At 64.5% G+C, this 13,763-nt stretch carries 11 protein-coding genes; 6 read left to right on the forward strand and 5 right to left on the reverse strand.

Going from position 1 to position 13,763, the window contains the following annotated elements; genetic code table 11:
• Window positions 1–137: 137 nt before the first annotated feature.
• Genes AC56QX_RS01925 through AC56QX_RS01945 form a run of 5 tightly spaced genes read right to left on the reverse strand, consistent with a single transcriptional unit; the run spans window position 138 to window position 6,776 of the window.
• Window positions 138–1,724 carry an indolepyruvate oxidoreductase subunit beta family protein gene (locus AC56QX_RS01925; protein WP_497113463.1) on the reverse strand — a complete coding sequence of 529 codons (1,587 nt, stop codon included), beginning with the start codon at window positions 1,722–1,724 and terminating at the stop codon, window positions 138–140.
• Window positions 1,717–3,870, reverse strand: a complete 2,154-nt coding sequence (locus AC56QX_RS01930) for a thiamine pyrophosphate-dependent enzyme (RefSeq protein ID WP_497113464.1) — start codon at window positions 3,868–3,870, stop codon at window positions 1,717–1,719. Before AC56QX_RS01930 ends, AC56QX_RS01925 begins: the two co-directional genes overlap by 8 nt.
• A 44-nt stretch (window positions 3,871–3,914) precedes the next feature.
• Window positions 3,915–4,397: a MarR family winged helix-turn-helix transcriptional regulator gene (locus AC56QX_RS01935; RefSeq protein ID WP_027043603.1), complete on the reverse strand. Its 483-nt coding sequence runs from the start codon at window positions 4,395–4,397 to the stop codon at window positions 3,915–3,917.
• Complete coding sequence (locus AC56QX_RS01940; RefSeq protein WP_497113465.1) at window positions 4,397–5,968, reverse strand: phytoene desaturase family protein; 1,572 nt, start codon at window positions 5,966–5,968, stop codon at window positions 4,397–4,399. The genes AC56QX_RS01935 and AC56QX_RS01940 overlap by 1 nt, the downstream gene beginning before the upstream one ends.
• 16 nt (window positions 5,969–5,984) lie before the next feature.
• The gene (locus AC56QX_RS01945) at window positions 5,985–6,776 is read right to left on the reverse strand and encodes a cyclase family protein (protein WP_127373568.1); all 792 of its coding nucleotides are present in this window, start codon (window positions 6,774–6,776) and stop codon (window positions 5,985–5,987) included.
• 118 nt (window positions 6,777–6,894) lie between these two features.
• Between AC56QX_RS01945 and AC56QX_RS01950 the strand changes: the two genes are divergently transcribed.
• The 6 genes from AC56QX_RS01950 to AC56QX_RS01975 all read left to right on the forward strand — a co-directional run bounded on the left by AC56QX_RS01950 (window position 6,895) and on the right by AC56QX_RS01975 (window position 13,749).
• Window positions 6,895–8,469: a phytoene desaturase family protein gene (locus AC56QX_RS01950; protein WP_497113466.1), complete on the forward strand. Its 1,575-nt coding sequence runs from the start codon at window positions 6,895–6,897 to the stop codon at window positions 8,467–8,469.
• A gap of 113 nt (window positions 8,470–8,582) precedes the next feature.
• Complete coding sequence (locus tag AC56QX_RS01955) at window positions 8,583–10,112, forward strand: ABC transporter substrate-binding protein (protein WP_497113467.1); 1,530 nt, start codon at window positions 8,583–8,585, stop codon at window positions 10,110–10,112.
• 90 nt (window positions 10,113–10,202) lie between these two features.
• Window positions 10,203–11,210: an ABC transporter permease gene (locus tag AC56QX_RS01960; protein WP_497113468.1), complete on the forward strand. Its 1,008-nt coding sequence runs from the start codon at window positions 10,203–10,205 to the stop codon at window positions 11,208–11,210.
• Window positions 11,176–12,045 (forward strand): ABC transporter permease, encoded by an 870-nt coding sequence (locus AC56QX_RS01965; RefSeq protein ID WP_497113469.1) that lies wholly within the window; start codon window positions 11,176–11,178, stop codon window positions 12,043–12,045. The genes AC56QX_RS01960 and AC56QX_RS01965 overlap by 35 nt, the downstream gene beginning before the upstream one ends.
• Entirely contained in the window at window positions 12,042–12,920 is an 879-nt protein-coding gene (locus AC56QX_RS01970) for an ABC transporter ATP-binding protein (protein ID WP_497113470.1), read from the forward strand. The genes AC56QX_RS01965 and AC56QX_RS01970 overlap by 4 nt, the downstream gene beginning before the upstream one ends.
• Window positions 12,913–13,749, forward strand: coding sequence for an ATP-binding cassette domain-containing protein (locus AC56QX_RS01975; protein WP_497113471.1), 837 nt, complete (start codon window positions 12,913–12,915; stop codon window positions 13,747–13,749). Before AC56QX_RS01970 ends, AC56QX_RS01975 begins: the two co-directional genes overlap by 8 nt.
• The last annotated feature ends 14 nt before the right edge of the window (window positions 13,750–13,763 follow it).

A 13,763-nucleotide genomic window follows, 5' to 3' on the forward strand; every position in this document is an offset into this window, starting at 1 on the left:
TCGGCTTGCCGGAAATGAACATCGTTCACAATCGCACTCTATCAGGTTTTGAACATTGTTCAAGCGGAAAATGAACAGCGTTCACCGCGGCCCAAATGGAGCCAGCAGCTGGTGAGGTCTGTCAGGGTCAGGGTGTCTCAGTTGCCGGGTGCCGGGCCTGGTCCTAGCGTTGCCACGGTTTTCAGCGCACCGTCTAGCATGTCGCCCTTCTCGTCCTTCAGCGCCGCCTCGCGCAGGCGACGTATCCAGTCGCCGGCATCGTCGCGGCCCTTGAGCATGGGAAGCGCCGACAGCACGCGGTCGAATTTCGATTGCGCGCGGACATGGGTGTCGCTGTAGCCCTTGATCAACCGGCGGCAGTTGAGGATTTCGACGGCGAGCGCGTAGTCTGCCGGCACATGGCCGAGCGCCAACGCGTACCAGCGATCGAGATGGGTCATCTCGACCTTGTGGCGCAACAGGCTCCGGCGCCAGCGGCGCAGACCGCCGATAAACCAGAGGGCTGCGAAACCGGCAAGGCTGTCGGTGCGGATGCGGCGGCCGTGGTTGATGCGGCGGTCGAGGAAGGCAGCGAGTTTCGGCCGGTTCTCGATATAGCTGCCCAGCCCCGCCGGCAGCGTGCCGCAGAATTCCTCGATGCGCGGATGGAAATATTCGGTGACCTGCAGGATCGAGCCGTCCTTGACGCCGACCTCCTTGCGCACGCGCTTTTCGCGCGTCGAGCGCGTCTTCAGGTCGGCGACGCGGATCATGTCGTCATAGCACAGGGCATTGGCGAGATGCTTGGCGGCGGCGATGGACAGCGCATGGGCATGGTCGGCGCCATCCAGCGCGACGGCCTTGTCCAGCCGGTCGAGATATTCCCGCCCGTAAGCGATGTCCTGATAGTCGACGACCTTTCTCAGGCCCCTGAGCGCCATGTCGCGCACCGCCACGGGCATCAGGTCGATGCGTGCGGCCAGCGCCTGCCAGCCCTGCAACAGGTTTTGGGGGCCGGTCACACGCCCCGCGCCCAGGGCGGATTCGACAATCGCCGGCTCTGCCGGCTTTGGCGCCGGTGCGGCCGTGCGGCGCGCGCGGTCATAGGCGGCACCGAAGGCGGCAAGGCTGGCCTTGACGCCGCGACCGCCGGCACCGATCGCCTGCTCGTAGCTTTCGCGCGTGAACGGCAACGCGTCGGATCCGGCCAGCGCGCCAAGCAGGCTGGCCGAGATCATCGAGCCATTGTCGGCGGCGATCTTTTCCATGTCGAAGGCGATGAAGCGTTTGGACGCCGCTTCCGCTGTCGCATGCACCTTGGAAGATGAGGCGCGGCCGTCGCCCGGCTCGATCTTTTCCGACACGGCGGCGATGCGGTGCGAGGAGGCGATCAGCGTGGTGCGCTCCGGCGTGACAAAGCCGCGGATGATGGCGCGACCGGCTTCCATCAATTCGGCGGCGATCAATATATCGACGTCGCCCTGCGACGGCGACAGCGCGAAGACCGGCAGCCGGCCAGTGTCGCGGGCCATCTCGATATAGTAGATCGTCGCGCCGGTACGTTGGGCCACGCCGGCGACCGAGGTCGATTGCGCGACGTAGCCATTGCGCTCGGCGACATCGGTGATCCAGTCGGCCAGCACACCACCACCCTGGCCGCCGACGGCCAGCACGGCGAGCTTGATGACGCGCTCGTCGTCCTGGGCGCCGACTTTGGCGCGGAATGGCGGGACAGCGTCAAGCATCGGCGAAGGTCAGGCGCCGGCTTTCGCGGCGGCGTTGCAACAGGCCGATGGTGGCGCGGCGTGCGGATTCGAGGAAGCGGTCCCAGCGGCTCGGATTGTGCACGACATCGGCGCGGTAGAAGGACGGGCACAGCACCGCCGCATCGGCGACCTCGCCGCAATTGCCGCAGCCGACGCAGCTCTGGTCGATGCTCGCCACCGGATCATCGCGCAACGGATCGTCGAGCGACTTCACCGACAGCGACGGGCAGCCTGAGAGCCGCATGCAGGCATGGTCGCCGGTGCAGATATCCTCATCGACGCCGAATTTCGGCTTTACCACGCGCTCGCCACCCTTGATCGCCTTGTCGACCAGCGGCTTCTCGCGACGTTGCCGGTTGAGCATGCATTCTGACGAGGCGACTATGACCTTCGGCCCCTTCTCGTCCGTCGTCAGCGCCTCGCGCAACGTGTCCTGCATCTTGGTCACGTCATAGGTGCGGTCGACATGGCGCAGCCATTTGACCCCCATGCCTTTCACCGCCTCGGTGATCGGATGTTTGGTCGACTTGGTCTTGTTGCCGGCGCGCGATGACAGGATGTCCTGCCCGCCCGTGGCGGCGGAGTAGAAATTGTCGACGATAACGATGACGCCATCATTCTTGTTGAACACCGCATTGCCGATCGAGGAGGTCAGGCCGTTGTGCCAGAAGCCGCCATCGCCGACGAAGGAGATCGAACGGCGCTTGGCGTCGGGCGAATTGAAGGCCGAGGCCGAGGCTGGCCCCAGACCGTAGCCCATGGTGGTGGCGCCGAGTTCGAAGGGCGGCATGATCGAGAACAGATGGCAGCCAATGTCGGAGGCGATGTGGTGCTTGCCGAGTTCCTGCTCGACCAGCTTTGTCGCGGCAAAGATCGGCCGCTCCGGGCAGCCGATGCAGAAGCCCGGCGGACGGCCGGGCACGACATTGATCAGGTCCGCGGTGTCGACGCCGTCACCGACTTTGTTGGGTGCGCGCACTTCGCCCGGGAGCAGGTGCGGCGCCTCGGCGCGCAGGAAGGTGCCGATGCCGTCGAGCATGACCTGGCCGGTATATTCGCCGGCCATCGGCAGATACTCTTTGCCGACCAGCCTGGTGCCGCGCCCGGCCTTGTGCAGCATCGCGGCAAAGGCCTGCTCGATGTAATTCGGCTGGCCTTCCTCGACGACCAGCACCGCCTGCTTGCCCTCGCAGAAGGACAGGAACTCATCGTCGATCAAGGGATAGACGGCGTTGAGCACATAGAGCGGCACATCCGTCTCGCCATAGGTGTCGGCAAGACCGAGACGCTGCAAGGCGCGGATGACCGAATTGTACATGCCGCCCTGCATGACGATGCCGACAGAGCCATGGTCCGAGCCGAAGAATTCGTTGATCTTGTTCTTGGCGATGAAATCGACCGCCGCCGGCCAGCGTTTTTGCACCTTCTCTTTCTCGTGCAGGAAGGAAGCGGGCGGCAGCACGATGCGGCCGGTGTCGCGGCGCGGTGCGTCGAGCGCATCGGCCACCGACATCGGCGGGCGCTTGTTGTCCTTGGCGATGAAATGGCCATGGACGTGGCAGCAGCGGATGCGAACCTGCAGCATCACAGGCGTGTTGGAAATCTCGGACAGCTCGAACCCGTCTTCGACCGCTTTGACGATCGACGGCAGGTTCGGGCGCGGGTCGAGCAGCCAGACCTGGCTCTTCATGGCAAAGGCATGGCTGCGCTCCTGCATGATCGACGAGCCCTCGCCGTAATCCTCGCCGACGATGATCAGCGCGCCGCCGGTGACGCCGCCGGAGGCCAGATTGGCCAGCGCATCGGAGGCGACATTGGTGCCGACGGTCGACTTGAAGGTCGCCGCGCCACGGATGGGATAATGCACAGAGGCGGCCAGCATGGCGGTGGCGGTGGCCTCCGAAGCGCTCGCCTCGAAATGCACGCCGAGCTCGCCCAGAATGTCCTGCGCGTCGGCCAGCACATCCATCAGATGGCTGATCGGCGCACCCTGATAGCCGCCGACATAGCCGACGCCGCATTGCAGCAGTGCCTTGGTGATGGCGAGAATGCCCTCCCCGGCAAACTCCTCGCCGGCGCCGAGCCGGAGCTTTTCGACTTCCTTGGCAAAAGACCGTTCGGCCATTTTTCCAACCTTCCGTTGCCGGCCGATGCGGCCAGCGCGTATGTCTAGATGTCGTGCTTGCGAATGTTCTTGAGCATCTTCAAAAGCGTCGCGATCAGCGCCGCGTATTCAGCGTCGTCGATATCGTCGAACATCGCCTCGAAGGCGTCATGCATGGCCGGCCAGGCGCGGGTGAACTCGGCGCGGCCATCGTCGGTCAGGAACACGTGGCGAATGCGGCTGTCGGTGACGCCTTGCTCGCGCCGCACGAAGCCTTGCCCCTCCAGCGTGTCGAGCGTGCGGCTCAAGGTCGACTGCTCGATGACCGTATAGACCGAGAGGTCGTTGACCGTGACGCCGTCGGCGACCGAAAGGACCGCCAGCGTACGCACCTGCGGAATGGTCAGCCCCTGTTTGCGGAAATCGTCGCGCAAGGTGGCGTTGTAGCGGCCCATGATGCGGTTCATCAGATAGGGCGCGAATTGCTGCAGGCCGATCTGACCCAGGGTCGAAATGCGCTGGCGTTTTTCCGCGACCTTCTGCTCCATCACAGCCTCCCTGCCAGGAGAAAGCCGGAACCGCCGCCGAGGCCTGCACCGGGATGCGTCGAGGCGCCGATATGGTGGAGGTTCTTGATGCCGGTCTGGTGGTTGCGGCTGGTCTTGAACGGCCGCCACAGGAAGGACTGGTCGAGGGTCGAGGAGCCGCCATAAGGGTCGCCGCCGACCAGATTGATGTTCATCGCTTCGAGATCGGCCGGTGAATAGGCACGGCGCGCGATGATGCTGTCCTTGAGGCCATCGATATGGCTGGCGAGAATGGCTTCGGCACGATCGGCATAGGCTTCGCGCAGCGCGTCAGTCCATTGCCCGTCAGCGGGCGCCTCAAGCTTGCCTGCGGCATCGCCCTTGATGTGCCGGGGCGCCTCGGGCAGTTGGAGCCACAGGATCGCCTTGCCTTGTGGACAGCGCGACGGGTCGAGCGCATGCGGCTGGCCGACGCAAATGGTCGGCACTTCCGGCAGCATGCCGCGCGCCGCCTCGTTGCAGGCTTTCGACACGCCATCCAGCCCGGGCGTCAGATGCAGCAGCGCCACCTTGTCGAGACCATCGCCGCGCCATGCCGGCGGCTTGTCGAGAGCATAGTGGATCTGGAAATTGCCTTTGCCGTAGCGATATTTCTGCGTCGCCTCGACATCGGCTTTGGGCGCATTCGCGCCGAGCAGACGACCGTAAAGCTGCGTCGGCGTGACCGAGCAGATGACGCTCTTGTTTGCCGTGATTGTCTCGCCAGATGCCAGCTGCACGCCGCTGGCGCGGCCGCCGGCCTGGACGATCGAGGCGACATCGGCACCGGTGCGGATGTCACCGCCGCGTTCCCTGATCAAGGCTTCGAAGGTGGTGAGCAGGTTCTTCGCACCGCCCTTGACGATCGGCGCGCCGGCCGCCTCCAGCGCGAAGGCGATCACCTTAGCGATCTGGCCGGAGAAGGCATCCTCGGGCCCTAGCCCGGCATGCAGCACCCAGGGTGCCCACAGCGCGCGGATGGTTTCGGACTGATACGTGCTTTCCAGCCAGTTTCGAGCTGGCACCAGCGCCTCGCCGAGAAAGGCGGCAAGGCCACGCGGGCCACGCCGCCAGGCGTCACCGGCCAACAGTTTCGCGGTGGGATAAGACCACAGGCTGCCGCCGAGCAGGCCGAAGAGCAGGCCGGCATTGCGCTCGATGCCACCGACATCGTCCGCATGCCGGTCGCCATCACCAGCGACGATCGCGTTGAGCGCGGCAATATTGGTGGCGCGATCGGTGCTCAGCACGGCATGGCTGCCGTCCGGCCGCAGCACACCCGTCGGCTTGGCCGTATGGCAGAACTCCAGCCCGTGTCGGGCGAGATCGCCGCCCAATGCTGCAAAGGCCGGCGAGGTGATGAACAGCACGAAGGTCGTCGCCATCACATCATGGATGAAGCCGGGTGCGGTGACCTCCTCGGTGCGCATGCAGCCGCCGATGCGGTCGTTGCGCTCGAGGACGAGCACCTTCGCCCCCTTGCCGCCGAGCATCGCCGCGCAGACCAGCGCGTTGATGCCGCTGCCGACGATGATGTGATCGGGCTGACCCACCTCAGCGTGCCTTCGCTTAGCCTTTCGACACCAGCGCCAGCGCGCGGATCGGGCTGCCGGTGCCGTGCTCGATCTTGAGCGGGGCGGCGATCAGGATCGCGCCTTTCGGCGGCAGCTGGTCGAGATTGCAGAGGCTGGCCAGCCCGTAGCGGTTGGCCTTGTGCATCAGCGTGTGCGCCGGGAATGGCGGTTCCATGCCGCCGGCCTTGCCGGCATCCGTGCCGATCGTCTCCGAGCCCCAGCCCTTGATGTCCTTGCTGATCAGGAACTGGATAGCTTCAGCCGTCGGGCCAGGCGTGTGCGGGCCGGTCTCGTTGGCGTTGAGGAACTCGGCTTCCGAACCGTTGCGCTTGTACCAGTCGGTGCGCATCACCACCCACTCGCCGGCATTGATGGCGCCATGCTTGGCTTCCCATGCCTTGATGTGGTCGACGGTGAGCAGGAAATCATGGTCAGCGGCAGCTTCCTTCGAGCAGTCGATGACGTTGACCGGGCCAACAAAATTCTGCGCCGGAATGGTGTCGGTGGCGCCGTCCGGATAGTCCTTGCCGCTGATCCAATGCTGCGGCGCGTCGAAATGCGTGCCCGAATGCTCGCCGAGCTTCAGCCAGTTCCAGGCCCACCAAGGGCCGTTCTTGTCATAGCGCGAGATGTTGTGGATCTCGACCTTCGGCGTGTCGACGGCGAGTTCCGGCGGCAACTTGATCAGGGGCGTGTCGGGACCGAGCGGCGCCGAGAGGTCAACCACCTTGATGGCGCCTGAAAGCAGCTGGCCGGCGACTTCGCCGAGGAGTTTTTGGGTGTCCATTGTCTCTGTTCCCTCTTTTCGATGATGATCAAGGCTCGTCTCGGCCCTTAATATCCTACTAGACGAAAACATATGCATCTGCAATTATCTTTAAGCATAAAGGAAATGGGAACGGGGCGTGAGCGAGTTCGACGCCATCTTTGTCGGGGCGGGCCACAACAGTCTGGCATGCGCCGCGCATCTGGCGCTCAAAGGCTGGAAAACCGGGATTTTCGAGCGCGGCGCAACAATCGGCGGCTCCGTCCAGACCCGCGAATTCACCCTCCCCGGCTTCCGTCACGATTTCGGCGCGATGAATCTGAGCCTGTTTGCCGGCTCCGCCTTCCACCGGAAATATGCAAATGAATTGAAAGCGCAGGGGCTGGAGTTCGCGCCGGTCGCCGACTGTTTCGCCAGCGCCTTTCCGGACGGGCGCTGGGTCGGCATCAGCAACGATCTGGAAAAAACCGTAGCGCGCATGGCCGTCTTTTCAGCCGCCGATGCCGCGACATGGCGCAGATTGGTTGCCGCCTTCCCGGCGGAGGCCGAACACCTGTTCCGGCTGCTAGGTTCGCCGATGAGCGCCCGCGCCCTTGCCGGCACCGCCTGGAACCTGTGGCGCAAGAAGGGCATGTCCGGCGCGCTCGATACTGGCCGTCTGCTGTTGTCCTCACCGCGCGCCTGGCTGGAGGAGACTTTCGAGTCGCCGCATGTGCGCGCGACGCTCGCGACCTGGGGCATGCATCTCGATTTCGCCCCTGATATCGCCGGCGGTGCAGTATTCCCCTATCTTGAATCGATGGCCAACCAGAGCTTTGGCATGGCGCTGGGCAAGGGCGGCGCCGACACCATCATCCGCGCTTTGTCGGGCATGGTGACGTCGGCCGGCGGTGCGATCGTCACCGGCGCCGAAGTGACCGAGATCACGGTTTCCGCCGGCAAGGCGACCGGCGTCCGTCTCGCTTCCGGCGAGACGCATACCGCCACCAAGGCGGTCATCGCCGGCGTCGCGCCCAAGGCGCTGGCAGGTAAACTGCTGCCAAATGGTTCCGGCGACGCCGGCTTCGATACGGCGATGCAAAAATTTCGCTACGCGCCGGGCACGATGATGATCCACCTGGCGTTGGACAATCTGCCGGACTGGCGCGCCGGTGCCGAGCTTCGGCAGTTCGCCTATGTGCATCTGTCGCCGTCGCTTGATGCCATGTCGCGCACCTATCAGCAGGCGATGGCAGGCATGCTGCCGGACGAGCCGGTGCTGGTCGTTGGCCAGCCCTCGTCGATCGATCCGTCGCGCGCGCCTGAGGGCAAGCATGTGCTGTGGGTGCAGGTGCGCATGCTGCCGGCCGAAATCCTGGGCGATGCCGCTGGCAAGATCGCGCCCGCGCATTGGGATCAGGTCAAGGAGGCCTATGCCGAGCGCGTGCTCGACATCATCGAGACCTACGCGCCGGCCTTGCGTGCGAAAATCCTCGGCCGGGCGGTGTTCTCACCCATCGATCTCGAGCGCGAGAACCCGAACCTTGTCGGCGGCGACCAGGTCTGCGGCAGCCATCATCTGGCGCAGAATTTTTTGTTCCGTCCGGCGCGTGGTTTTGCCGGCTGGAACACGCCGGTCGGCAATCTGCATCTCACCGGCGCCGCGACATGGCCGGGCGCCGGCACGGGTGCGGCCTCGGGCTATATGCTCGCGCAACAGCTTGGCGGGAGGTAGGACCGACGATTGCATAGAGGTGACGAGAGGCAAGGCGCTGCTGCCACGAAGCCTGAACCAATGAAGTGACATTGCCGCGCGACGAAAACAGAAAACCAACAAGGGGAACGACCATGACAATCAACAGACGCGAATTGCTGGGATACAGTGCCGCGGCACTTGGGGTGGCCGCCGTGGGCTTGCCGAAGATCGCCAAGGCCGCTGCCGGCGAACTGACCATCGCCTACAATGTCAACCTGCCGTCCTGGGATCCGACCACCGGCCCCTCCGCCGTCAACCCGACGATCCAGGGCCTCTACCAGTCGGTGTTCGACCAGTTCATCCCGCAGAAGCCGGACTTGTCCTTCGCACCCGGCCTGCTCACCGAATGGGGCTGGAACGACGACCGCACCAAGGTGACGATGACGGTGCGCGAAGGCGTGAAATGGCATGACGGTTCGCCCTTCACGCCCGAGGATGTCGTCTGGTCGTTGCAGCGCGCGGGTGACGAAAAGACCGGCAACCCGATCCAGTTCGTCTGGAAGAACGTCAACAACTTCAAGATCGACGGCAACAAGATCACCGGCGACGTGGTGCAGTTCGACCCGGTCTATTTCAAGTGGATGTCGTTCCTGACCGGCTACATCCTGCCGAAGGCCTATTACGAGAAGGTCGGCGCCGAAGGTTTCGAGAAGGCGCCGATCGGCACCGGCCCTTACATGGTGGAAAAATTCGAGCGCAATGCCTTCCTGCGGCTCAAGGCCAACCCGAACTATTGGGGCGACAAGCCGGCCTTCGAGAATGTGACGATCAAGTTCGTCACCGACGCGGCGAGCCGTGTGGCCGAAATCGAGTCCGGTTCCTCGCAGGTGACGCTGGAAATCCCGTACGAGGAATATGACCGGCTGATCGCCAAGGACGGCCTCGCCGGCTCGTGCAAGAACGTCTCCGACATCGGCATGATCTTCTTCAACAACAAGGACGCGATGCTGGACAAGAACGTCCGCCAGGCGGCCGTGATGGCGGTGGACAAGGAGCTTCTGGTCAAGCGGTTGCTGCGCGGCTACGGCCAGCCGATCGCGACGCTGGAAACCCCTGAATATGCCGCCTACGATGCGTCGATCAAGGTCGAGCACAATCCGGAGAAGGCCAAGGAGTTGCTGGCCGCCTCCGGCTATTCGCCGGAGAAGCCCGCCAAGATCACCATCCAGACCACCAAGGGTTTCAAGCCCAAGGACTACGAGATGGTGCAGGCGATCGTCGGCATGTGGCGCAAGGTCGGCATAGAGGCGACGATCGAGGTCTATGAGATCGCCAAGCACTACGAGCTGCGCGCCGCGCACAAGCTGGCGCCTGCTGCCTTCTACAACTGGGGCAACGCCATCGGCGATCCTACCACCTCGACCGGCTTCGCCATGTTCGGCCCGTCGCCGCATTCGTCGTGGAAGACCGACGATCTCGATGCGAAGATCGGACCGCTGTGGGGCGAGAAGGACGAAGCCAAGCGCATCGCCGGCTGGAAAGAGGTCGACAAGTACATCGCAGAGCAGGCCTATGTGCTGCCGCTGTTGCAGTTCGCGCAGCCGATCGTGCATGCCAAGGGCGTCAACGTGGTCCAGCACATTTCCGGTGCGCTGCTGCCGGCCCTGATGACCCCGGCCTGATATCGGCCTGGAATTGCCGCGCGCCGTCGTCAATGACGGCGCGCATTTCCATTCGGGCATACGAGCCCACGGGCTCCCGCAAAGATTTACATGCTCCTGCAACGATTCCTGATCCGTCTCCTGACGATGCTGATCACGCTGTTCGGCGTGGCCGTCGTCGTCTTCGTCGTGATCCGCGTCGCGCCTGGCGATCCGATCGCCATGATGCTGCCGCCCGGCGCGACGGATGCCGACATCGCCCGGCTGCGCGCGCTTTACGGCCTCGACAAGACCATCGTGCAGCAGTTCTTCATCTGGCTTGCCGGTGTCGTCAGGGGCGATTTCGGCACCTCGATCTCACTCAGGCAAGACGTGCTCGGCCTCGTCTTCAACCGGCTGCCGGCAACGCTGGAACTCGCCATCGTCGCGCTGATCATGGCGGTGGGGCTTGGCGGGACGACGGCGATACTCGGCGCGCGTGAGCGTGGCACGGCGGTCGAGGCCGGCATCGACATCGCCAGTGGTGCAGCGCTTTCCATCCCCGATTTCCTGTGGGGCCTGGTGCTGATTCTTTTGTTCGGCGTTCTGGTGCCGATCTTCGACATTTCCGGCCGTGTGTCGCCGCAGCTCGACCTGCCCTTCGTCACCCAGTTCTACCTGTTTGAAAGCATTTTACGCCTGCGCCTCGACCTGACCTGGGATCTCCTGAAGCACATGCTGATGCCGGCGGTGGCGCTGGCGCTACCGCTGGCCGCGATCATCTCGCAGCTGTTGAAACAGTCGCTGAAGGAAGTGCTCGACCTCGACTATGTCGTGCTGGCACGAGTGAAGGGATTTTCGGAAACGCAGGTCATCCTGCGCGAGGCGCTGAAGAACGCCGCGCTGCCGACGCTGACATTGGTTGGCGTGCAATTCACCTTCCTCATCGGCGGCACGGTCATCGTCGAGCGGCTGTTTTCCTATGAAGGCCTCGGCAACATGGCGATCGATGCCGTCATCAATCGCGACCTGCCGCTGATCCAGGGCATCGTGCTGGTCTTCGCGCTGCTGTTCGTGCTGATCAATCTCACCGTCGACATGATGTATGCACTGCTCAATCCGAGGCTGCGCCATGGATAGAGCCTCAAGACGTGGATTGAGCCCGAGGCTATGGCTCGCCGGCGGCTGGCTGCTGCTGGCACTGCTGGCGGCGATCTTCGCGCCGCTGGTCGCGCCGCAGGATCCGCTGGCGCAGGATTTGATGCTGGAGCGGCTGCCGCCGTTCTGGCTCGATGGCGCCGAGCCCGGCTATTGGCTGGGCACCGACAGCCTCGGCCGCGACCTGCTATCGCGGCTGATCTTCGGCGGCCGCATCGCTTTCATCGTCGCCTTTGCCGCGGCGATCGCCGCCTGCCTGGTCGGCTCGACGCTTGGGCTGATCGCCGGCTATTTCGGCGGCTGGGCCGACCGCATCATCTCGCGCATCGTCGATGTCTGGATGGCGTTTCCGCCGGTGCTGTTCGCCATTCTCCTGGTGGCCGTTCTCGGCACTGGCCTCAGCTCCGTCATCCTTGCGATTGCCATCATCGACTGGACGCGTTTTTGCCGGGTGATCCGCGCCGAGGCGATGGGCCAGTCGCGCATGGACTATGTCGAAAATGCCCGCATCGCCGGCTACGGCCGCATCGGCATCATGCTGCGCGAAGTGCTGCCCAATGTGGTGCCGTCGATCGTTGCGCTGTTGTCCCTAGAGATGGGCATCGCCGTGATCGTCGAGGCGATCCTGTCCTTCGTCAATCTGTCGATCTCGACCGACGACCCGACCTGGGGCAGCATCATCGCCGAGGGCCGGCTGTCGATCCACCAGGCCTGGTGGGTGCTGGTGTTTCCGCTGATCACGCTGATCCTCACCGTGCTGTCGTTCAGCCAGTTCGGCGAGGCGCTGAAGGCGCGCTTCGACCCGGTGCTGCGATGAGCGCCTGCCTCGACATCGCCAATCTGAGCGCCGTGCTGCCGAACGGCGCTCGCGTGCTGCGCTCAGTGTCGCTCTCGGTGCAGCCCGGCGAGGTCCGCGCGCTGGTTGGCGAGAGCGGCGCCGGCAAGACGATGATCGGCAAGGCGGTGCTCGGCGTGCTGCCGTCGAGCGTGCGCATCGTCGAAGGCGACATGCGGCTTGAGGGCGAAGACCTCGGCAAGCTGAACCCCAAGGCACGGCGCACGCTGATCGGTGCCCGCACGGCGCTGATTCCGCAGGATCCGCTGACCGCGCTCAATCCGTCGCGACGCATCGGCCCGCAGATGACAGACCGGCTGGTGCGCATCCTTGGCTGGAGCGGCGAGAAGGCCGACACCCGCATCCGGCAGTTGCTGGACGAGGTGCAGATCCGCGACCCCGACCGCGTGCTGAAAAGCTATCCGCATGAACTCTCCGGCGGCATGCGCCAGCGCGTGCTGATTGCCGCCGCCTTCGCCGCCGAGCCCCGGCTGATCGTCGCCGACGAGCCGACCACGGCGCTCGACGTCACCGTGCAGAAGCAGATCCTGCGCCTGATCGCTGCGTTGCAGCGCGAGCATGGCACGGCGATCCTGTTCGTCACCCATGATCTCGGCGTCGTCGCCAAGATCAGCCAGAAGGTCTCGGTGCTCTATGCCGGCAAGGTGGTGGAGGAAGCCGAGACGGCTGCACTCTTCGCCGCGCCGCAACATCCCTATACGCGGGCGCTGATGGCGGCGACACCCCGCTACACCGACCCGTTCGCCTCGTTGAAGCCAGTCGACGATGCCGTGCTGGCCGGGCTCGCTTCGGAGATCGCAACCGCCGACCAAGCCTGGAGGCGGCCGCATGGCTGAGCCGCTGTTTTCCGTGCGCGGGTTGAAGGTTGCGCTGCCCGACATGACGCGCAAGCCGCTGATTGGCCGCGCGCCTTTGGCCCAGATTCTGAAGGGTCTGGACTTCGACCTGCCCAAGGGATCGGTGACCGGCATTGTCGGCGAATCCGGTTCCGGCAAGTCGACGCTCGGCCGTGCCTTGGTCCGCCTGCTGGAGCCCAGCGCCGGCAGCGTCACTTTCGATGGCCTAGATATCACGCACCTGTCGGAGGCGGAGCTGCGGCCGCTGCGCCGCAATCTGCAGATGATCTTCCAAGATCCGATGTCGTCGCTCAACCCGCGCCGCACCATTGCCAGCATCATCGCCGCGCCGCTGAAGCAGAACGGCCTCGGCGATAATTTGAAGGGACGCGTCGCCGAAGCGCTGCAGCGGGTCGGGCTGCCGCAGAGTTTTGCCAGCCGCTACCGCCACGAACTGTCGGGCGGCCAGCGCCAGCGTGTCGGCATTGCGCGCGCACTGGCGCTGTCACCGAAATTCGTGCTGGCCGACGAGATCGTCTCCGGCCTCGATGTCTCGACGCAGGCGCAGATCCTCACCCTGCTGGAGAAGCTCGCGGCCGAGATGGGCCTGACGGTCGCCTTCATCAGCCACGATCTGTCGGTCATCCGGCGGCTGTGCAAGCAAGTGATCGTCATGCGCGAAGGCGTCATCGTCGAGGCCAGCGCCACCGACGCCTTGTTCGACAATCCCAGGCAGGCCTACACGCGCGATCTCATCGCCGCCATTCCGCTGCCTGAAATCGACGCCGGCTGGCTGGACATCCCTTCCGCGGCCAAGCCGCCGACGTGAATGCATACGCATGC

The organism is Mesorhizobium sp. RCAM 06353 (genome assembly GCF_059683585.1).